Below are 21,642 nucleotides of genomic sequence, written 5' to 3' on the forward strand. Positions count from 1 at the left end.
TTTTTCATGCCTCTTCAAGCGCCTCCTCCCCGACATTTTCGGCGTCGATCCGGGCAAATCGCTCCCGAATGCGGTTCGCGAGGCGAACGCTGGAAACGCTCAATCCGCTCAAGAGAAGGTCGGCCACATGCTCCACCTCCGGGGCCTCCTCGTCGAGATAACGGAAGCGCATGAATGTCTGTCGCCCCGTGCGACGCTGCTCGAACTCGACGATGGTGTCCCATGCGATCCGGGTGTCGCTTCGGTAATCGACAATTTCCTCGTCGTTCAGTTCAAGCGCCGGCTTGAGCGCGCCGGCGATCCGCCGGAAGCTACGGTGCAATCCGACAAAGCTGACCGCCAGCACGACGATGTAGAAAAGATTGGTCAGCGATGCGAAGCCGCCGCCGAGCACCTGCGCCAGAACACCGCCGAAAGCGACCGCGAACACGATGGTGAGCAGCGTGACGCCGAGAAGTGGGACGGCGCGCGCCGGATAGGCGACGAGGAGGAAAGGTCTGTTGTCATTGGCCATGGAAAAACTGTAATCACAAGGTGGAGGCCGGACAACCGCAGCAGGTCATGACTGCGGTCATGTCCGGGGATAAAGGCAGCAGATGGGAGAATGGCCATGACGGATCTGCATTTCTACACGCATCCCCTCTCGCGCGGACGCACGCCCGCTGGATGCTGGAGGAACTCGGCCAGCCTTATGAGGCCCATGTCATCAACTACGGCCCAGAGATGAAAGCTGAAGCCTATCGCCGCATCAACCCGATGGGCAAGGTGCCGGCAATTCGTCACGGCGAGACAGTGGTGACCGAATGCGCCGCCATCTGCGCCTATCTAGCCGACGCCTTTCCTGCTGCCGGCCTCGCGCCGGCCCTCGGAGATCGCGCGACTACTATCGCTGGATGTTCTTTGCCGCGGGTCCGTTGGAGGCTGCCGTCACCAATCGAAGCCTGAATGTCGAGGTTCCGAAGGAGCGGAAAGGCATGGTCGGTTACGGTTCCTTTGAAACGGTCATGGACACGCTCGAATCGGCACTTTCGGGTCGACAGTTCGTCGCTGGCGACCGCTTTTCCGCTGCCGATGTCTATGTCGGCTCCCATATCGGCTGGGGTCTGCAATTCGGGTCGATAGAGAAGCGTCCGGCCTTCGAAGACTATTTTGCCGCCCTCGCCGCCCGCCCTGCCCATCAGCGAGCCCGCGCGCTTGATGACGCCGCGGCTGCAGAACTGCAAAAGGCTGCACCCTGACCGCGTTGACAAGCGGTTGAGAGAAGAACTCCGAATTGAAGCCGGTTGGCCGATTGCAAGACGCAATAGACTCAGGTCCTATGATCTCGGAACCCCTGACCTTGGGTAGCCTCATGCCCGAAGCTTCGCATCCGACGCCATGAAAGAAGACCTTCTCCCGAAGACCGTCAGTGTGTTCCGGGAGGGCTACGATGTTGCGCGGCTAAAGGCCGATGCCCTTGCCGGTCTGACCGTCGCCATCGTCGCGCTTCCCCTATCCATGGCGATTGCAATTGCCTCGGGGGTGACGCCCGATCGCGGTCTCTACACGGCGATCGTCGGCGGTTTCATTGTGTCGGCCCTCGGAGGCAGCCGGCACCAGATCGGCGGCCCGGCCGGAGCCTTCATCGTGCTCGTGGCAGCGACCGTCAGCCGCCATGGCATCGACGGACTGCTCCTGGCGACCGCGATCGCGGGACTGATGCTGGTCGCTGCCGGCGTGTTGCGGCTCGGAGACTACATCAAGTTCATCCCCTATCCCGTCACCATCGGCTTCACAGCGGGCATTGCGGTGATCATCTTTGCAAGCCAGATCGGCGAGCTTCTCGGCTTGACCTTTGCGGGCGGGGAACCCGGGCCCTTGCTCGACAAAATCCCGGCGATCCTGTCCGCCCTGCCCGGCTTTTCCCTGTCGGCCGCGGCCGTCGCCGGTCTGACCATCGCTGTCATTCTCCTCCTCCGCCGCCTTCGGCCGACCTGGCCCGGCTTGCTCATTGCCGTGATCACCGCGTCGGCTGCCGCTTCTCTCCTGCATCTGCCGGTGTCGACCATCGGCTCGAAGTTCGGCGGCATTCCCTCGGGCCTCCCCATGCCGAGCATGCCACAACTGTCGCCGGAGCGGATTGTCTCTGTCTTGCCGGACGCCGTAGCCTTTGCCCTTCTCGGTGCGATTGAATCACTTCTGTCGGCCGTGGTCGCCGATGGCATGACCGGACGACGCCATCGTTCGAATATGGAACTTGTGGCGCAGGGGATCGCAAATATCGGTTCCGCAGCTTTTGGCGGCATCTGCGTCACCGGCACGATCGCCCGGACCGCCACCAACGTAAGAGCCGGAGCAACAAGCCCCATCTCCGGGATGCTTCACGCGGTGTTTCTGCTGTTCTTCATGCTGGTTGCCGCACCGCTTGCCGCCTACATCCCGCTGGCAAGCCTCGCCGGCGTTCTGGCTGTCGTGTCCTGGAACATGGTGGAACGCTCCGCAATCGTCGCGCTGATACGCACCTCGCGCGGAGAAACGCTGGTGCTGGCGGTCACGTTCCTCCTGGTCATTTTCCGCGACCTCACCGAAGGCATACTCGTCGGCGTGTCGCTCGCGGCGCTGCAGTTCATCCGCCACATGGCGAAAAGCCTCAGAATAACCGCCCAGGAGGATGAACTCCCCCTCGACAACAGTGATGCCGACACGGTGGTCTACCGGCTCGACGGCGCCTTCTTTTTCGGCGCCGTTGCTGCGGCAAGCGCCGTGCTCGACCGGATTGCGGCCGGTCACCGCAATCTCGTCCTCGATTGCAGCGGCATTCAGTTTATCGATACGTCAGGGGCCAATTTGCTCGCAGGCGTCATCAAGAAGGCCCAGCGATCCGGGGTCAAGGTCTATGTCGTCAGTGAACGCCCGGAGATACGCCTGATGCTGGCCCACCACGAATTGCCCATGAAGGACATCGTCTTCACCACGACACTCACGCAGGCCCGCTGGGCCATCCGCGGCGATAGCATCTGACGTGACTGACGTTGGAAGCGATCAAGCAGCCGGACGCGCCGGTTCAAGCGTCTCGCCGCTCGGTCGGGGCTGTAGCGCCTGCAACGGCACGGTCGACGACGGCATTACATCGAAATCAGACCAGCTCAACTTGTCACGGCCGCCTTTCTTGGAGGCATAGAGAGCCCGGTCTGCGGCCGCGAGCGCCATCTGCAGATCGACATCTCCGGCTGCGAGGCGCACGGCACCGAGGCTGATCGTCACCGGTAGTGGCGTCTCCCCCTGGCGAATATCGAGCCGTCCGACAGCGACCCGCAAACTCTCCAGGAGATCGGGCTCGTGTTCCACCTGAGGTGACGGCAGATAGATGCCGAACTCCTCGCCGCCCAATCGGCCGAAGACGCCCCCCTTCGGAAGCCGCCCCGACAAGAAGGCCGCAAGGGCCACCAGCACCGCATCGCCCGCGGCATGACCATGCGTGTCATTGATCGATTTGAAATGATCCGCATCGACCAGCGCAAGAATGGCGCCTGCCGAAGCGCCCTCGGGTTTCTGCCGACTGCTTTCGACCGCCAGAAGGAAGGCGCGGCGGTTCGGCACCGCGGTGAGGAAATCGATTTCCGAGGCCAGCTTATGGGCACGCAGCGTCCGCTCATAGACCATGGCGAAGATCGCGAGCACGCCGACCAGTCCCTGCACGAAAAAGATGAACATCATCAGCCCGAACCAGAGCGGCCCGTAGCCAGCCGAAAGCGTCACTGGTTCGACCAGTGGCATCGGTACGCGGATCAGATAGACAAGCCCATGACCGCCGAAGGCGAAGATGGCCAGGCGCCGTGCCGCCATCGGATCCTGTCGATAACCCCGCCATATGGCCGACGTGACCATGAGAGACGCAAGACAGAAGAGCACGGAACAGACAACGATCCGCATGTTGAGATCGGCGGCAAAGCGCGGCCACAGCGCAAAGCAGACCAGCCAGATCGCGCCGCATGAGAAGGCTTTGACTGCCGGAAAACGGATCTCCAGCCGGTCGAAGGCGATGCAGCCGAGCCAGATGAGACCAAGGCTCCACAGGCTGAAGGCATTGCCAAAGCCGAGCGCCACAACCGGTGGCGCGACATCACGAAGAGCGAGAAGCCCGAGCCCGCCACAGCCCGCCCAAAGACCGAGTGACCAGAATGCCAGCGCCCGATTGCCTCTGTCCTCGTGCCACAACACCGTCACAAACACCGACACGGTGATGCAGACCGCTGACAGGCAGAGGCTAAGCGTCGGTATATGAAAAATCTGGTCCAAGTCCAAACCTCGCGAACGGCGGGACCATGGCAGCGAAAATTGAAGAAAACCCAAAACGCTTCGGTAAATTCACCGATGTATCCACGAAAACTGGGGGGACCATCTGCGGCAAAACGGCTTGCACCGGCGTTCTCCCGTCGCGAATGAGCCACAAAGCAAAAGAGCCGGCACGAATGGCCGGCCCTCTGTCGTTCTTTTCAAGTCCGCTTCAGACGAGCGCGGCTTCGACGGCGGCAATCGCCGCCTCGGCCTGGCCACCGTCCGGACCGCCCGCCTGGGCCATGTCCGGGCGGCCGCCGCCGCCTTTACCACCGAGTGCCGCGGACGCGACACGCACCAGATCCACGGCGCTCAGCCGTTCCGTCAGGTTCGGCGTCACTGAAACCACCGCGCTGGCCTTGCCGTCATCCGACACGGCGATCAGCAGGACGACGGCCTGCTCCAGCCCGACCTTGGCTTCGTCGGCCATACCCTTCAGGTCTTTGGCGTCAACACCGTGCAACACCCGCCCGACAAAGCTGATGCCGTTCACGACCTTTGGTGCTTCGGCGCCGCCGCTCGCGCCGCCGCCCATGGCGAGTTTGCGCTTGGCATCCGCCAGCTCCTTTTCGAGCTTGCGGCGCTCGTCGATCAGGGTTTCAACGCGACCGACCACATCGGCCGGCTGAACCTTAAGCGAAGCAGCCAGCGCCTTCACACGCTCATCCTGCTCGGCGAGATAGGCACGCGCCGCATCCCCGGTCAGCGCCTCGATCCGGCGAACCCCGGCACCAACGGCACTTTCTCCGACGAGGCGGACAAGACCGATGTCACCGGTTGCACTCACGTGCGTACCGCCGCACAGCTCGGTGGAATAAGACTTGCCGGCTTTTTCGCCGCGCAGCGCCGTTCCCATCGAGACCACACGCACTTCGTCACCGTATTTTTCGCCGAAAAGCGCCATTGCGCCTTCGGCGATCGCGTCATCCACTGCCATCAACCGGGTGGTAACCGGAGAATTCTGCAGGATGATCTCGTTCGCCATTTCCTCGACGACCTTCAACTCCTCGGCGGTAATCGGCTTGGGATGCGAAATATCGAAACGGAGACGCTCGGGCGCCACCAGCGAGCCCTTCTGAGCCACATGCGTGCCGAGGATTTCGCGCAGCGCTTCGTGCAGCAAATGCGTGGCGGAATGGTTGGAGCGCAGACGCGAGCGGCGTGCATGGTCGACATTAAGCTGCACTGCGTCACCAGCCTTGACGATACCGTTCTGGACGGCCGCGACGTGCACGAAGACGCCTTCGCCCTTCTTCTGGGTGTCGCTCACAGACAGCGAGAAACCTTCACCGACGATCTCACCGGTATCCCCCATCTGGCCACCGGACTCGCCGTAGAAAGGCGTCTGGTTGACGACGATTTGAACCTCTTCGCCGGCGCTCGCCTGGTCGACGACCTTGCCATCCTTCACGATGGCGAGAACCTGCCCCTCTGCGGTCTCGGCGCTGTAACCGAGGAACTCGGTTGCCCCAAACTTTTCCTTGAGTTCGAACCAGACAGTCTCCTGCGCCTTGTCGCCAGAACCCGCCCAGCTGGCGCGGGCTTCGGCCTTCTGGCGCTGCATGGCGTCGTTGAAGCCTGTGAGGTCAACACCGATGCCCCGGCCGCGCAAGGCGTCCTGGGTCAGGTCAAGCGGGAAGCCATAGGTGTCATAGAGCTTGAAGGCGGTTTCGCCATCGAGGCTGTCGCCCTTGTCGAGCGAGGCGGTGGCGTCGGAGAGCAGCGTCAGACCGCGCTCGAGCGTCTTGCGGAAGCGGGTTTCCTCCAGCTTCAGAGTCTCCGAGATTAAAGCTTCGGCGCGCACCAGTTCCGGATAAGCCCGGCCCATCTGCTGCACGAGGACCGGCAGCAGCTTGTAGATGATCGGATCCTTGGCGCCGAGAAGCTGCGCATGGCGCATGGCGCGGCGCATGATACGGCGAAGGACATAGCCGCGGCCTTCGTTCGACGGCAGCACGCCATCGGCGATCAGAAAGGCAGACGAGCGCAGATGGTCGGCAATAACGCGATGGCTGGCGCGACGCTCACCCTCGGCCTTGACACCGGTGAGGTCGACGGAAGCGTCGATCAGGGCACGGAACAGGTCAATGTCGTAATTGTCGTGCTTGCCCTGCAGCAGCGCGGCGATGCGCTCGAGACCCATGCCAGTATCGATCGAGGGACGCGGAAGGTTGATGCGCTCTTCCTTCGTGATCTGCTCGTACTGCATGAAGACGAGGTTCCAGATCTCGATGAAGCGGTCGCCGTCTTCCTCGGGCGAACCCGGAGGGCCACCCCAGATATGGTCGCCATGGTCGTAGAAGATTTCCGAACAGGGACCGCACGGACCAGTATCACCCATGGCCCAGAAATTGTCGCTGGTCGGAATGCGGATGATCTTGTCGTCCGAAAGGCCGGCGATCTTCTTCCACAGACCGTGAGCCTCGTCGTCGGTGTGGTAGACGGTGACCAGCAACCGGTTGCGGTCGATGCCGAATTCCTTGGTGATCAGGTTCCAGGCGAGTTCGATGGCGCGTTCCTTGAAATAGTCGCCAAAGGAGAAATTCCCCAGCATTTCAAAGAAGGTATGATGGCGGGCGGTATAGCCGACATTGTCGAGGTCATTGTGCTTGCCGCCGGCGCGCACGCATTTCTGCGCGGTCGCAGCCGTCGAATAGGGGCGCTGTTCGAGACCGGTGAAGACGTTCTTGAACTGAACCATGCCGGCATTGGTGAACATCAGCGTCGGGTCGTTGCGCGGCACCAGAGGACTGGAGGAAACAACCTCGTGACCGTTCGTCTTGAAGTAATCGAGGAAAGTCGACCGGATGTCGTTTACACCGCTCATGTCACGCCCTTCATTCAGGCCGGGAACCCGGCCAATTCGCAAAATCAATGGCTTTTATCGCCCGCCATGCCCCCTGTCCAGCGGCGTATCCGCACGCGCAAACGAAAACCGGCCGCGCTTCTGACGAAACGCGGCCGGTGAAAATCAAAGCGAGCCTTGGGCCTTAGATGTCGTCGGCACCATCACCATCATTGGCGTCCGGACCACCGTTCTGCAGGAAACGCTCGGCAATCAGCCCGGCGTTCTGGCGCAGCGCCATTTCAATCTCCTGGGCAACGGCTGGATTGTCGCGCAGGAAGAGCTTGGCATTCTCGCGGCCCTGTCCCAGACGCTGGCTGTTGTAGGAGAACCAGGCGCCGGACTTTTCGACAATGCCGGCCTTGACGCCGAGATCGACAAGTTCGCCCGTCTTCGAAACACCTTCGCCATACATGATGTCGAATTCGACCTGCTTGAAGGGAGGCGCCATCTTGTTCTTGACGACCTTCACGCGGGTCTGGTTACCGACGACCTCTTCGCGATCCTTCACCGCGCCAATACGGCGGATGTCGAGACGAACCGAGGCGTAGAACTTCAGAGCGTTACCGCCCGTCGTCGTTTCCGGCGAACCGAACATCACGCCGATCTTCATGCGGATCTGGTTGATGAAGATGACCATGGTCTTCGAGCGCGAGATGGAGGCTGTCAGCTTGCGCAGCGCCTGGCTCATCAGACGGGCCTGCATGCCCGGCAGGCTGTCGCCCATCTCACCTTCGATTTCAGCGCGCGGCGTAAGCGCGGCAACCGAGTCGACGACCAGCACGTCGATGGCACCGGAGCGCACCAGCGTGTCCGTGATTTCGAGCGCCTGTTCGCCGGTATCCGGCTGCGAGATCAGGAGGTTCTGCAGATCGACGCCCAGCTTGCGGGCATAGACCGGATCGAGCGCGTGTTCGGCATCGACAAAGGCGCAGATGCCGCCCTTCTTCTGGGCTTCCGCGATGGTCTGCAGAGCCAGCGTCGTCTTACCCGAGCTTTCCGGGCCATAAACTTCAATGATACGGCCCTTCGGCAGACCGCCGATGCCAAGCGCGATGTCGAGGCTGAGCGAGCCCGTCGAGACCGTCTCGACTTCGACCACGCTCTCGTTCGCACCGAGTTTCATGATCGAGCCCTTGCCGAACGACCGTTCGATCTGCGAGAGCGCCGCTTCCAATGCCTTGCTTTTATCCACCGATTTGTCCTCTACAAGCCGCAAAGAATTCTGTGCCATTCGATCCACCTTTAGGTTATTGAGGCCGCATAGGCAATGAAGCCGCCGATGGACATCATGTACTCTATTTGTTCTCATTTCGCAAGAGCAATCGAAGTCTTTATTCAGAAAGGCTTTTTGGATGCGTGTTCGAATTTTGTTCCGGGCGGACGCATCGGTGCCGGGGCCCGAGCCGTTGCGGTCGGATCGCTCCCAAAAGCGCGCTCTCCGATTCGTCTTCGCAGCCGGCTGGAGACGATGTCATGAGTATCGAAATCCTGGCCGTCGGAGGCGCTCATATTGACCGGCGCGCCCGCATCTCCGGCGAGACAAGACCGGGTGCGAGCAATCCCGGATCGTGGTTCGAAGAACCCGGCGGCGGTGTCTTCAACGCGGCCCGCAATCTGGCCCGTGTCGGACGCTCCGTGCGCCTGATCGCGCCACGCGGCGGGGATGCAGCCGGCCTGGCGGTCGCCGAGGCGGCAGAACGGGCAGGCATCGATGACTGGCCTGTCCTGTTTTTGGACCGGGCGACCCCGAGTTATACCGCCATCCTGGAAAATGACGGCAATCTCGTCATCGCGCTGGCCGACATGGCGCTTTACGACGCTTTCGTCGCACGACGCCTTCGAGCTCGCTCCATGCGCGACAGCCTCGCTGCTGCGGCTCACGTCCTCTGCGATGCCAATCTCCCTGCAGAGACCCTGGCGGCACTTGCGGCCCTGTCCGCAGCCGGCGGGAAGACGGTTTCGGCTATTGCGATTTCGCCGGCGAAGGTCGTGCGCCTGCGCGGCGCATTTCCCCATCTCCATCACCTCTTCATGAATGGTGCCGAGGCCGAAGCCATCGCCGGCAAGAGACCGGACCGGGCCGAAGACTGGCCGGATCTGCTGCGCGCCAGCGGTCTGCGCGGCGGTTCGGTAACCTCCGGCGGTGGCTTGACTGTCGCCTTCGACGCCGATCGCATCGCTGTTATAGAACCCGCCCCGATCAAGGCGATCGGCGACGTTACCGGCGCCGGCGATGCCTTTGCTGCGGGTTTCCTGCATGCCCGGATCGCGGGCCTGGACCTTTGCCAGGCGCTGCGTCGGGGCACGGCCTGCGCCGCGATCACCCTCGCCTCCCCCCATGCGACGGATGAAAATCTGTCCGCCGCCCGGCTCGACACGCAGTTGTCACTTGTCCCTGAGGCCCGTTTCCTGCCATGACGAGCCGCTCCAGCTTGAAAGATCTCCCATGACGCGTTCCATCTCCCCCCTCCTGCCGATCGCCTATTCCAGCGAAGTCACAGCCGCCAAGCAGCGCGGCGCGGCTATCGTCGCGCTCGAATCCACCATCATCACCCATGGCATGCCTTATCCCGGCAACCTGGAAATGGCGCGCAGCGTGGAAAACATCATCCGCCAGCAGGGCGCCGTGCCCGCGACAATCGCGGTCATCAAGGGCGTGCTGCATATCGGCCTTGAGCCGGCGCAACTCGAAGAATTGGCCCAGATGCAGCATGTGATGAAGCTGTCGCGTGCCGACCTCGCCTTTGCCATCGCTGAACGCCGCAATGGCGCAACTACGGTTGCTGCCACCATGATCGCCGCCTATCGCGCCGGCATCCATGTCTTTGCCACCGGCGGCATCGGTGGCGTGCATCGCGGGGCGGAAGAGAGCTTCGACATATCCGCCGACCTTGAAGAACTCGCCCGCACCGGCGTCATCGTCGTCTCCGCCGGCCCGAAGGCGATCCTCGACATCCCGAAGACGCTCGAAGTTCTGGAAACCCGGGGCGTGCCGGTCGTGACCTATGACAGCGAGGATTTCCCCGCCTTTTGGTCGCGCAGTTCCGGCCTCAAGAGCCCGCTCAGCCTGCCGAGCCCGGCGGCAATTGCCAACTTCCAGAAGATGCGTGACGAACTCGGCATTGCCGGTGGCATGTTGATTGCCAACCCGGTTCCGGAAGCCGACGAAATCCCGCGCGAAGAGATGGAAATCTATATCAGCCGCTCGCTAGCCAATGCCGAACGCGACGAGATCGTCGGCAAGGCCGTCACGCCTTACCTGCTGGACAACCTCTTCCACCTGACCGGCGGCCGCAGCCTCAAGACCAACATCGCGCTTGTCGAGAACAATGCGCGGCTGGCGGCCGAGATCGCCGTTGCCCTCAACGGCTGACGTCTCCTAGACAAAAAGCAGAAACAAGAGAACCCGCCGGATCGCTCCGGCGGGTTCTCTTTTATCGGATTGAGGACGTTCCGGCTCAGCCTTCACCGTCCAGCATTTCGCGCACGGCGACCGCCAACTGCTTCAGCGAGAAGGGTTTAGGCAGGAAGCCGAAGGTCGCATCGGCCGGCAGATTGCGGGCAAAGGCATCCTCGGCATAACCCGAGACGAAAATGAACTTCAGATCCGGATATTTTTTGCGCAGTTCCGTCAGCAGGGTCGGTCCGTCCATCTCGGGCATCACGACGTCGGAGACAACAATGTCGACCTCGCCGTTGAGTTCGTCCATGATGTCGAGCGCCTCGACGCCGGATCCGGCCTCGTGCACCGTATAGCCGCGCGTCTCAAGCATGCGCTTGCCGCCACGCCGTACGGCCTCCTCGTCCTCGACGAGAAGCACAACGGCCGATTTGCCGGTCAGATCTTTGCCATCGTTGGCCGGGTCGACGGCCGCCGCAGGCGTCGCCGGCGGCAGGCTGCCGGCCTCATCGCTGCCCGCCGTGGCTTTGGCATCCATGGGCGCCGCGACAACGTCTGGAATGTGGCGCGGCAGGAAAATGCGGAAGGCGGTTCCCTTGCCGACTTCCGATTCCGGATAGATGTAGCCGCCCGATTGCTTGACGATGCCGTAAACCATGGCGAGCCCGAGCCCGGTGCCCTTGCCCACCTCCTTGGTGGTGAAGAAGGGTTCGAAGATCTTGTCCATGATCTCCGGCGCAATGCCTGTCCCCGTATCCGCGACCTCGATCAGAACCATGTCTTCCGACGGCAATCCGCGATAGCCGAATTCGCCGGCCTCGTCGCCGCTGACATTGCGCGTCGAGACGGTGATCGTTCCACCTTGCGGCATGGCATCCCGTGCATTGACGCAGAGATTGATCAGCACCTGCTCGAACTGCGACAGGTCGGTTTTCACCGGCCAGAGATCGCGGCCATATTCGACCTTCAGCTTGACATTGGACCCGGATATCAGCCGGTCGACCAACATCCGCAGATCCCCGATCACGTCGGTGAGGTTCAAAACGGACGGACGCATCGTCTGCTTGCGCGAGAAGGCGAGCAACTGCCTGACGAGTACGGCGGCACGATTGGCATTGCGCTTGATTTCCATCAGGTCGGCGAAGCTCGCATCCGACGGCCTTGCCTGTAGCAGCAGATGGTCGGAAGAGAGAAGGATGGCGGTCAGCACGTTGTTGAAATCGTGCGCGATCCCGCCCGCAAGCGTCCCCACCGCATTCATCTTCTGCGTCTGCGCCATTTGCGCCTCAAGCGCCTTCTGGTCGGTTACATCGACCGCATAGACGATCGCCGCCTCTTCGGGCGCTTCGTCGCTCTGGTCGATCACGGCATTCACATAGAAGCGGAAATGCCTGATGTCATTGGTCGGATGCCGACTGTCGATCGGCGCGATGTCGACCTGCCGGTCCATGGCGGCGGCCAGAGCCTGACGGAAGCCCTCACGTTCGTTCTCGTGCAGGACGACTTCGATCAGTCCGTGCCGCTCGATTTCGTCACGTGAGATGATATCGGCAAAGAGCTTCATGAATGGCGCATTGGTTCTGAGGATGCGCCCCTCGCCATCCACCGATGCGATCGCCATCGGCGTATTGTTGAAGAAACGGGTGAACCGCATCGAGGCAACGGAGTCGGACTGGTCGGCCCCTTCTCCCTGCTGACGGGCGAGCACGATCGAACGGCTCTCGCCCGGCGCTCCGTCACGTGCGGCCTTCACCCTGTGCACCAGGCGCACCGGCAGGCTCTGACCGTTCACCCGACGCAGATCGAGATCGAGCGTTTCCGTCCGCGCCTGGCCGGGCTCCGCCTGCACCGAATTAATCAGCGCCATACCCTCGCCGGCGACCAGATCGCCGATCGACATGGAGCCCGGGCTGAATTGCGTGAGATCGACGCCGAGCCATTCGGCCAGCGTTGCGTTGAGATAATAAATCTCTCCCTTGCGGCCGGCAGAGAAGAAGCCGGCAGGCGCATGATCGAGATAATCGATTGCGTGTTGCAACTCCTTGAAGAAGCGCTCCTGATCGTCCCGCTCCGAAGTGATGTCGGAGATCTGCCAAACGTGAAGACCCCGTCCTCGACCTTCGCCCGGCAGAAGCCGCGCTTTGAGCCGGTACCAGTGTGCCCCCGACCCGTTGGCAGTCAGGCTGCCGATCGGCTTCAACAGACGAAATTCCTCGTAGCTTTCACGCCCTTCGCGCAGCCCGTTCGTCAGACGGTAAAGCGCTTCGCTGGATTCGCGATAACGTGAGAGCAGCGCCTCCAGCGTCTGGACCTCGGTCGCCTTGCGCGCGCCGGTCATGGCCCCGTATGCGGCATTGGCAAATACGATCCGCCCCTCAGCGTCCGTGATGAGCGTGCCATCGGGCTGGCTCGCAAGAAAGCGGCGGGCGAGACTGTCGCCTTGCGGCTGAGGCATCACCTCGACAAAGCCGATGACGGCCGCGACGATGAAGAAGATCCCCATCATCGCCAGGATGCCGAGGACACCGAGCACGATCTGGTTGTCGAGCTGGTCTCGGAAGAAGACGAAAGCAGCGGCGGCAGCAAGCAATGCAAGCGCCAGCAACAGGATGCGCAGCGCGGCACCAATGCCGCCGCGGCGATCAACCAGGGGGCTGTCTCCGTCGCCGTCGTTCAGCTGTCGTGTCATGAATGCCTCTTGCCTGTAAACGCACCGCCGCCCGGTCAATTCCGCCAGAATCGGTGCAGCATCCTGTTTAACAATTTGCCCGGACGGCAAAAAGCGAAGAAAGCCCGCAATGTCCCGCTGCGTCCACTATCCCACAGGATTGCCGCATTCTGGACTGATAGCATGGCGCGGCTGTCGCGTCCTCAACATCGACGGGACAAAAACCTCGCATTGCAGACAGCGACGTCTTCTGCCAAAAAGCCTGCAAAGGGAGCGTTTAAGATGCTGGACGAACTGATTTCCGCCTATGGCAGCAACTTCCTGGTGGCGGCACTCGGGGTTAGTCTGGGGCTTCTGTGCCTCTTCATCGTGCTGTGGATCCTGCGCAACCGTGCGCCATCGCCTTTCGTCCGCGGTGGCCGCAACCGTCAGCCCCGCCTGCAGGTATTGGACGCAGCAGCCATCGACACGCGCCGTCGCATCGTCCTGATCCGTCGCGACAATGTCGAGCATCTCGTGATGATCGGCGGCCCGACGGACCTCGTGATCGAATCCGGGATCGGCGACGAGCGCCACTACCTCACGGCACGCGCGCTGCAGACAGCCGCTGCGGAGGATGCAGTGCGGCTCGCCCCGCAGATTGCGCCGCAGGGTCTGTCTGCGCCGCCGGCGAGCGCGCCGACCGCTCCGGTCGCGGCACCATCGGTTTCGGGATCGAACGACGCGAAAGCGATTCAGCAGCCGACATCTGCGGAGCGCGAACCGGCAAGAGCCGCGCAGTCCCCTGTTGCTGACCCCATAACCGCTCGCGCATCGGCCCCGGTTGCGAAAGCCGCCGAGAGCGCGGCCGAGCCTTTCGCCCCTCGCAGCGCTCAAATGAGCGAGCGCCGGAGCGAGGCCCCTGTGAAAGCCGAGGCTTCTGCGGCGATCCCATCAAAGACCGTCCAGTCGCCGCATACGGCGGAGACCCCAGCCCCGGTTCTCCCGGCCGCGCCGGTACTACCAGTTCCCTCGCCAGCAGCAGCGACGAGCCCGTCCATGATGACAGGCACTGCAGCGCCCGCAGCCGCTGTCGCGGCGGTGTTGGCACCGGTCCCATCTGCCACGTCCACGGCGCCATCCATCGAGCCGCCAGCGCGTTCTGCAGCACCAGTCGACGTTTCGGCCGCACGCCTTATTGAGGAACCGGAGCCGGTTGTCGCAGAAGCCCCCTCCGTCGAGACGCCGTATCCAGATTCCATGTCCGCAAAGCCGGGCCCCGTGGGATCGGAACCGCCGCAGATTGCGCCGAGGGTCGAACTGCTCGTTGAGCCGGCGATCGCCACGGCCTCACCTGCCACAGTAGGGAGCGTGCCCGCAGTGGAGCCTCCGACCCATGCGGAGTTCGCCGCGACCTCGCAGCCTGTCCCTGGGATGAACGCCGAAGACGTGTTGGACGCCGCCCGCTCCCATGTGCTGTCTTCATCAAGCGCCAGCCAATACGACGCTGAGCGTTTCATGCCCGTAGAGCAGGGACCCGTTCGACCCGAAGAGCCGCAGACGGCACCGGTGTCCGGGCGCGACCTCAGCGACTTCGAACGTGTTTTGGAAGAAGAAATGGCGCTGCACATCGCGGCAGATCCGGGACCATCACGGCAACAGACCACGTCTGCGACGCCGATCCCGGCCTTATTGCCAGAAACCCGTGCCGACCGCCCACGGCCGCCGATCGGTCCGCTCGTCAGCGACCCGCGGCTCACGTCTCCCGCCTCGCCGGCAAATCCGGCAGCAACATCGGCGCCCACAACGGAAGAGCCGAATCTGCAGAACGAGATCGCCCGGATTTTCGGCGAGATGTCGGCCAGTCGCAACCCGTGAGCTTCGGCGGTGACGCCGCCGTAAAAGCGAGGGTGGACAGCGCACGCCGTGCCACCCTCGTCCGCAAGCACACAAAACAAAAAACCCGCACGAAGCGGGTTTTCGACACGATGTCGCCAGACTGACCAAGTTACAGGCCAGAGGCCCGTTGTCACTCGTCGCGATAGACCTTTTCGCGACGCTCGTGGCGTTCTTGCGCCTCGATCGAAAGGGTCGCGATCGGACGCGCATCCAGCCGCTTCAGGCCGATCGGCTCACCCGTTTCCTCGCAATAGCCATAAGTGCCGTCTTCGATCCGCTGCAGGGCTGCATCGATCTTCGAGATCAGCTTGCGCTGGCGATCGCGGGCTCTCAGTTCGATGGCTCGGTCGGTTTCGGAGGAAGCCCGGTCGGCGAGGTCCGGGTGGTTGGCGCTTTCTTCTGCGAGATGTTCGAGCGTCTCGCGCGCCTCACGGAGAATGTCGTTCTTCCAGGCGATCAGCTTTGCCCTGAAGTAGGCCCGCTGGTTCGCGTTCATGAACTCATCGTCTTCCGAGAGTACATAATTGCTAAGATTGATCTTCTCACTCAACGCGATTCTCCTGAAGAACATCTCAATGGGCGGCTGTATATCCTTTCAAGGCAACCGGTTCAAGCCTTCTGAATGTTTCCAGAGCATTTTTAAGTCTGTTATAATTTTGAGCTAAATTTCTATTTTTTAAGCATAAATTCGATTCGACCGCGCACTCGTCGCGGAAGTCTCCGCAACGGAAGGCTGCTGAACCGGCCCCTCGCACACCGGTTGACGGCGACCGCCAAGACCCGCTAGTTCAGTAGTCTGGATGATCTCGCGCCGAAAGCTCTACGGATGACGCCTTCCAACCTGGTTCCCAAACGCATCTATCTGCTTCGGCACGCAAAATCCGGCTGGGCTGAGCCGGGCGGCCGGGACTTCGACCGCAGCCTCTCGGATGCGGGCTTTGCCGAGGCCGAGTTGCTGGCAGAGACCGCGGCGGACCGAAACTACAGACCCGATCTCGTCATCGCCTCGACGGCAAAGCGCTGCCGGCAGACGGCGGATGCCCTGAAACGCGTCTTTTCCGGCCTTGTCGATTTCCGCTATGTCGACGAACTCTACAACGCACCCGCCGAGACCTATCTCGAAATTCTCACGTCAACGCCGGACGTACCGGCCCTGATGCTGGTCGGGCATAACCCTGCGATAGAAGAGGTTTTTGCCAACTTGTGCGGCAACGATGTTGTCGCGCGTACCGTCCCCGAAGGCTATCCGACCGCCGGACTTGCGGTGATTGATGCTGCGGAAGAAAGCTGGCGCCTGCACGACTTCCTCGTCGGCTGAGCGACGCTGTCGCGGCGCGGTAGCAGGTAAGCAGCACGCCACGGTCTTTTTTGCCGATGGAGCCAACCCTATATGCCGAGTGGCGGCTTCGCGCATCCCCGCGCGGCGTGCCAGGACTCGCCAGCGCAGGATCTCGAATGCCCCCTTCCCTCACCAGCCTGACCGATGAAGCGGCAATCGCCTTCGACAACATCGCGGATCGGGCGGCCAATCTGGTCAATCCGACGATCCGCCTCGGCGTCACCGGCCTCTCGCGGGCTGGCAAGACGGTCTTCATCTCGTCCCTCGTCCACAACCTGCTGCATGGTGGCCGCCTGCCCGTGTTCGAGCCACTTCGCGCCGGCCGCATCACTGCGACGTCCCTGCAGGAACAGCCGGACGATGCCGTACCGCGCTTCCAATATGAGGACCACATCCGCGCCCTGGTCGAGGACCGGATCTGGCCGGATTCAACCCGCGCAATTTCCGAACTGCGGCTGACGATCGAGTACCGCAGCGCCAGTGCATGGAGCCGCATGCTCTCACCCGGCCGACTGTCGATCGATATCGTCGACTATCCCGGTGAGTGGCTCCTCGACCTGCCCCTACTCGGTCAGGACTATCGCGGCTTTTCGGAAGCAACGACTGCGCTCGCAGCAACCGGCATTCGGGCCGAACTCTCACGCCCCTGGTTGGAACTTGCCAGCGGAATCGATCCGGACGCGCCGGCCGACGAGATGACCGCCCGACGGCTGGCCGAGGTATTCACGGATTACCTACGCCACTGCAAGTCGGACGAGCGCTCGCTATCGACCCTTCCTCCCGGCCGCTTTCTCATGCCGGGCGACCTCGAAGGCTCGCCCGCCCTAACCTTCGCACCGCTCCCAGTCTTGGCGGACGGACGGGCACCAAAGGGCTCACTGAGGGCCATGATGGAACGTCGCTTCGAGGCCTACAAATCGGTGGTCGTCAAACCCTTTTTCCGCGAGCATTTCGCGCGGCTGGACCGTCAGATCGTGCTGGTCGATGCACTCCAGGCGATCAATCGCGGGCCGGAGGCCGTCCAGGACCTGGAGCGTGCTCTAGGCGAAGTTCTGGCCTGCTTCAGAGCGGGTTCGAACTCGTTCCTGACATCCCTCGTCCGTCGGCGCATCGATCGCGTACTCGTCGCAGCCACCAAGGCGGACCACCTGCATCACGAAAGCCACGACCGGCTCGAGACGCTGACACGCCGCCTGGTCAACCGTGCGATCCGCAGCATCGACATGAACGGCGCCGGCATCGAGGTCATGGCGCTGGCCTCGGTGCGCGCGACGCGGGAAGCCAATGTCAAGCAGGACGGCCACGACCTGCCGGTCATCGTGGGCACACCCATGGCCGGCGAGCGCATCGGCACGGAAATATTCGACGGCAACCGCAAAACGGCGGTCTTTCCGGGCGACCTGCCCGAGGATCCGGAAGCCTATTTCCGCTCGCTCGATCAAGGTCATGCATCCGCCGCGCTTCCGGATCTGAGCATCGTCCGCTTCCGCCCGCCGCATCTGGATGAGAAGGGAGGCGTCACCTTGTCCGTGCCGCATATCCGCCTGGACCGCGCGCTGCAATTCCTCCTGGGAGACCGCCTCACATGACCAAGAAGATCGGACAGGACGAACCGCCTCGCACCCCATCCCCCAGCCGCAGACCAACTGCATTCGCCGTGGAGACGGACGCGCCGCGCCGCGAAAAACCGCACCCGGAACAGGCAGGGCGAACGCCGCGCAGCTTTGCAGGCGAGATCGAAATCGTCCCGGACGAACACGATCCCTTCGCAGGCGTCATCAGCGATGCCGACGTCGTGCCCGTCGCCGCCCCGCGCCCGCGCGGCATATCTTTCGCTCGCATCGCGATGGGCGCTTTCGGTTTTCTGCTATCGCTGGCCGTCGGCCTTTGGGTCGACCGCCTGATCCGTGACCTCTTCTCCCGTGCCGATTGGCTCGGCTACACCGCGATCGCAGTCCTCACCATCGGCCTCTTGGCGCTGCTGATCGCTGTGGGCCGGGAGGTGGCGGGCCTTTACCGGCTCGACGCGGTGCAGAACCTGAAGGCCGATGCGCAGACGGCAGCTGCAAGCATGAAACGGGCGGATGCCGCAGCCGTCGTGCGTCGCCTTTCCGGCCTAGTGGCCCACCGGCCGGAAACGGCCCGCGGGCGCAAAACGCTTGATTCGGTCGAGGACGACATTATCGATGCGCCCCAACTGATCGAACTGGCCGAAAGGGAGCTGCTCGCCCCCCTGGACGCCAAGGCTCGAGCGCTGATCCTCGGCTCCTCGAAGCGGGTGTCGGTCGTGACCGCCGTCAGCCCCCGTGCCGTGGTCGATCTGGCCTATGTCCTCTTCGAAGTCGTCCGCCTCGTGCGCGCAATGGCCGAACTTTATGGCGGCCGCCCCGGCTCTCTCGGCATGCTGCGCTTGCTGAAGGATGTCTTTGCCCATCTCGCCGTCACCGGCTCCATCGCCATCGGCGATGGTCTGGCCCAGCAAGTTCTCGGCCATGGCCTCGCCGCGCGCCTCTCAAGCCGCCTCGGCGAAGGCGTGATCAACGGCCTGATGACGGCCCGCATCGGCATCGCGGCGATGGACCTCTGCCGGCCATTGCCGTTCCGTGCCGCCAAACGCCCCGGGATTGGCGATTTCATCGGCGACCTTACTCCAAGCATGACCGGCAGAAGCGACGAGAGGACAGCCTGAGTCTTTTCGGCCACACCGCGATGTCGAGTGCTGTTTGCCGATTGTCGAAAAGCCGAAATGAGGCTATTGGCAAGGATGCATTAACCATTATTCCGCTAGGGTTCTTGCGGGGTTTCTGGTTTCTCGTACCAAGGTAAATCGATGTCTGCTCGCTTTTCGACAGTCGGCCGCTGCGCCGCAATTCTCGCTGCCGCAATGCTGCTGCCTGTCGCAGCCGCTGATGCTGGGTCGCGCGACAAGCGCTTCTTCGAATCGGTCGCCGGCGTCTGGAAAGGCCCCGGCGAGATCGTTGCCGGCAAATACAAGGGCACGAAGTTCACCTGCAACCTCACCGGTCTGCCGGCAGAGGGCAAGGAGACCGGCCTGAAGCTTGACGGTACCTGCCGTGTGGGCGTCTTCAGCCAGCCGATGTCCGCCGTGATCTCTCAGGCAGGCGGCTCCTACAAGGGCCAGTTCCTCGACGGCGCAGACGGCAAGGGCCTCGACATTGTTTCGGGTACCGTCACCGGCAACCGCGCCGTCATGGGCATCAACCGCGCCAAGTTGAACGGCGCCATGGTCGCCCGCCTGGAGCAGGACGACGCCATGAACATCACCATTTCGGTGAAAGTCGAAGATCGCATGATCCCCGTGATCGGCCTGAAGCTGAACCGCCAGGCAACGGCTATGGCCGAGACAGCCGACAACGAGTGAGCTCGTTGCTCAGGCGTGAAGCCTAACTCAGCAATAGCCCTCAGCCGCGCCACCAGGCGCGGTTTTCGTTTGCGACAGCGATCCCCGCTCCATCCGCCTCGGCGAGCCAGTCCATGACGGTGCGTCCCTGAACCACCAGCTCGCCGGCAAAGTCCGCGAGCGGCATCAGAACGAAAGCGCGCTCCGTCATGCGCGGATGCGGGACCGTCAGGTGGTCCTCATCAAGCATCATCGAGCCAAAGGTCAGGATGTCGATGTCGATCGTGCGTGGTCCCCAGCGCTCGATGCGGACCCGTTTCATGTCTCTTTCGATCTCAAGGCAGGCGGCCAGCAGCGCCTGCGGCCCGAGCCGCGTCTCCACGGCCGCGCAGCAATTGTAGAAGTCGGCCTGGTCGGTCTTGCCCCACGGCGGCGTGCGATAGAGACGCGAGACCTCCGTCACCCGACAGTCGTCGCGCGCATCAAGACGCCGCAGCGCCTCGGCCATCGCGGCCTGCGGATCACCGACATTGCCCCCGAGACCTAGCGTGGCGACCTGCCAGGCATCACTGTCTGAATTGTTCAACGCTCACCTGTACATGGTCGAGGATCCCCGCAATCGGGGCACTTGGCTTGCGCACGCTAATCCGACAGCGCGTGATTTCCGGGAAGCGGTCGAGAAGCCCGCGCGCGATTGCCAGCGCCAGCGCCTCGATCAATTGCCGACGGCTGCCGGTGACGATCTCCTGGATGACTTCGAAGGCAATGCCGTAATGCACCGTACCCTCAAGCGTATCAGTTTCGGCCGCCTGCAGGGCATCCACATCAAACTCGGCATCAACGAAGAACCGTTGCCCGAGCACCCCTTCTTCCGGAAAGACGCCGTGATGGGCGAAGAAGGCGCAGTTCTTAAGCGTGATGGTGAAGATACCGCTCATATCCGCCCACTCCCTGCAGCCTCGATGCGTTGTTGCGTCGAGACCATAGCATCGGCCACCGCGAGCGCGTCGCGGTTGATCGCGACATTGTGGACCCGAAAAACGGAAGCGCCTTTCAACCGGAGCGCCACAGTCGTCGCAGCCGTTGCGGCATCGCGCTCCGGGGCATCCCGTCCCGTGATGGAGCCGAGAAACCGCTTGCGCGAGGTTCCCACGAGAAGGGGAAAACCGAGTTCGTGCAGCTCTTCGAGCCGCGCCAGCAGTTCCATGTTTTCCTCCGGCGTTTCCTTGGCAAAGCCGAAACCCGGATCGAGCATGATTGTTTCCGGCAAGACACCGGCAGCCTTGGCGATAGAGAGAGACTGCCCGAAAAAGAACCGCTGGTCGTCGATCGGGTCGGCACGCTTTTCCCGTCCACGCCCGGTATGCATAATGCAAAGACCCGCGCTGAAACGGGCCGCGACCTCTGCGATCTCGGGTTCGCGCTGAAGACCATACACGTCGTTGATAATATGCGCACCCGCTCCGACCGCAGCCTGCGCCGTCTCCGCCCGATAAGTGTCGATGGAGATCAAGGCTTCGGTTCGGGCGGACAAGGCGGAGATGACGGGAAGGACCCGCGCCATCTCTGCAGCGGCACTCACGGGTGCGGCACCCGGCCGGGTCGACTCCCCGCCGATATCGAGAATCTGGGCTCCCTCATCGACACAGGCCAGAGCGTGAGCAACTGCCCGCTCCGTACTGTCGTGCAATCCGCCATCCGAAAAGGAATCGGGCGTCACGTTGATGATCGCCATTAGAGCTCCGCGCTCCGTCACGTCGAGTGCGCGACCATGCGCCACACGCCAAATTGTCCGCTTGCCGGTCACCAACTGAACCCTGTCCCCTCGACG

17 protein-coding genes and 1 pseudogene are annotated in these 21,642 nt (G+C 62.6%); 9 read left to right on the forward strand and 9 right to left on the reverse strand.

Translation table 11 applies throughout. The features are described 5' to 3' along the window. Nucleotides 1-4: 4 nt before the first annotated feature. Nucleotides 5-514 (reverse strand): hypothetical protein, encoded by a 510-nt coding sequence (locus ACT53S_RS17150; protein WP_476067865.1) that lies wholly within the window; start codon nt 512-514, stop codon nt 5-7. Nucleotides 515-610: 96 nt separating this feature from the next. On the opposite strand from ACT53S_RS17150, the pseudogene ACT53S_RS17155 reads away from it, so the two are divergent. Continuing rightward, nucleotides 611-1,238: pseudogene (locus tag ACT53S_RS17155) on the forward strand (glutathione S-transferase family protein). 139 nt (nt 1,239-1,377) lie between these two features. After that, nucleotides 1,378-3,000 (forward strand): SulP family inorganic anion transporter, encoded by a 1,623-nt coding sequence (locus ACT53S_RS17160; RefSeq protein WP_476067866.1) that lies wholly within the window; start codon nt 1,378-1,380, stop codon nt 2,998-3,000. Nucleotides 3,001-3,021: 21 nt separating this feature from the next. Here the strand turns inward: ACT53S_RS17160 and ACT53S_RS17165 are convergent, their stop codons facing one another. From ACT53S_RS17165 to recA, 3 genes are all read right to left on the reverse strand, one after another. Beyond that, on the reverse strand, nt 3,022-4,278 hold the full coding sequence (locus ACT53S_RS17165; protein ID WP_476067867.1) for a GGDEF domain-containing protein: 1,257 nt from the start codon (nt 4,276-4,278) through the stop codon (nt 3,022-3,024). Between the two features lie 208 nt (nt 4,279-4,486). Further along, a complete protein-coding gene (gene alaS, locus ACT53S_RS17170) occupies nt 4,487-7,144 on the reverse strand; it encodes an alanine--tRNA ligase (protein WP_476067868.1) in 2,658 nt (885 codons plus the stop codon). A 163-nt stretch (nt 7,145-7,307) separates the two neighbouring features. Then, nucleotides 7,308-8,396, reverse strand: a complete 1,089-nt coding sequence (gene recA, locus ACT53S_RS17175) for a recombinase RecA (RefSeq protein ID WP_113376600.1) — start codon at nt 8,394-8,396, stop codon at nt 7,308-7,310. 242 nt (nt 8,397-8,638) lie between these two features. Between recA and ACT53S_RS17180 the strand changes: the two genes are divergently transcribed. Together ACT53S_RS17180 and ACT53S_RS17185 are read left to right on the forward strand one after the other, a co-directional pair. Next, nucleotides 8,639-9,583: a carbohydrate kinase family protein gene (locus tag ACT53S_RS17180; protein WP_476067869.1), complete on the forward strand. Its 945-nt coding sequence runs from the start codon at nt 8,639-8,641 to the stop codon at nt 9,581-9,583. A 28-nt stretch (nt 9,584-9,611) separates the two neighbouring features. Continuing rightward, a complete protein-coding gene (locus ACT53S_RS17185) occupies nt 9,612-10,538 on the forward strand; it encodes a pseudouridine-5'-phosphate glycosidase (RefSeq protein ID WP_113376602.1) in 927 nt (308 codons plus the stop codon). An 85-nt stretch (nt 10,539-10,623) separates the two neighbouring features. Here the strand turns inward: ACT53S_RS17185 and cckA are convergent, their stop codons facing one another. Then, nucleotides 10,624-13,254, reverse strand: a complete 2,631-nt coding sequence (gene cckA / locus ACT53S_RS17190; protein WP_476067870.1) for a cell cycle histidine kinase CckA — start codon at nt 13,252-13,254, stop codon at nt 10,624-10,626. Nucleotides 13,255-13,515: 261 nt separating this feature from the next. Here cckA and ACT53S_RS17195 point away from each other — a divergent pair, with 261 nt between their 5' ends. After that, entirely contained in the window at nt 13,516-15,090 is a 1,575-nt protein-coding gene (locus ACT53S_RS17195; RefSeq protein ID WP_476067871.1) for a hypothetical protein, read from the forward strand. Nucleotides 15,091-15,241: 151 nt separating this feature from the next. On the opposite strand, the gene dksA is transcribed toward ACT53S_RS17195, so the two are convergent. Next, nucleotides 15,242-15,661, reverse strand: a complete 420-nt coding sequence (gene dksA / locus ACT53S_RS17200; protein ID WP_062278662.1) for an RNA polymerase-binding protein DksA — start codon at nt 15,659-15,661, stop codon at nt 15,242-15,244. Nucleotides 15,662-15,937: 276 nt separating this feature from the next. On the opposite strand from dksA, the gene ACT53S_RS17205 reads away from it, so the two are divergent. From ACT53S_RS17205 to ACT53S_RS17220, 4 genes are all read left to right on the forward strand, one after another. Beyond that, nucleotides 15,938-16,429 carry a SixA phosphatase family protein gene (locus tag ACT53S_RS17205; protein ID WP_113376605.1) on the forward strand — a complete coding sequence of 164 codons (492 nt, stop codon included), beginning with the start codon at nt 15,938-15,940 and terminating at the stop codon, nt 16,427-16,429. A gap of 137 nt (nt 16,430-16,566) precedes the next feature. Next, on the forward strand, nt 16,567-18,039 hold the full coding sequence (locus ACT53S_RS17210; protein WP_476067872.1) for a YcjX family GTP-binding protein: 1,473 nt from the start codon (nt 16,567-16,569) through the stop codon (nt 18,037-18,039). Next, the gene (locus ACT53S_RS17215) at nt 18,036-19,139 is read left to right on the forward strand and encodes a YcjF family protein (protein WP_476067873.1); all 1,104 of its coding nucleotides are present in this window, start codon (nt 18,036-18,038) and stop codon (nt 19,137-19,139) included. Before ACT53S_RS17210 ends, ACT53S_RS17215 begins: the two co-directional genes overlap by 4 nt. A 141-nt stretch (nt 19,140-19,280) precedes the next feature. After that, entirely contained in the window at nt 19,281-19,832 is a 552-nt protein-coding gene (locus tag ACT53S_RS17220) for a hypothetical protein (protein WP_476067874.1), read from the forward strand. A gap of 40 nt (nt 19,833-19,872) precedes the next feature. Here ACT53S_RS17220 and folK read toward each other — a convergent pair whose 3' ends face one another. From folK to folP, 3 genes are read right to left on the reverse strand one after another with little or no spacing between them, the layout of a single operon-like run. Further along, the gene (gene folK, locus ACT53S_RS17225) at nt 19,873-20,397 is read right to left on the reverse strand and encodes a 2-amino-4-hydroxy-6-hydroxymethyldihydropteridine diphosphokinase (protein ID WP_476067875.1); all 525 of its coding nucleotides are present in this window, start codon (nt 20,395-20,397) and stop codon (nt 19,873-19,875) included. After that, nucleotides 20,378-20,749 (reverse strand): dihydroneopterin aldolase, encoded by a 372-nt coding sequence (folB, locus tag ACT53S_RS17230; protein WP_113376609.1) that lies wholly within the window; start codon nt 20,747-20,749, stop codon nt 20,378-20,380. The genes folK and folB overlap by 20 nt, the downstream gene beginning before the upstream one ends. After that, a complete protein-coding gene (gene folP, locus ACT53S_RS17235) occupies nt 20,746-21,618 on the reverse strand; it encodes a dihydropteroate synthase (RefSeq protein WP_476067876.1) in 873 nt (290 codons plus the stop codon). The genes folB and folP overlap by 4 nt, the downstream gene beginning before the upstream one ends. Nucleotides 21,619-21,642 lie beyond the last annotated feature (24 nt).

This window comes from Allorhizobium sp. DMC15 (assembly GCF_056314065.1).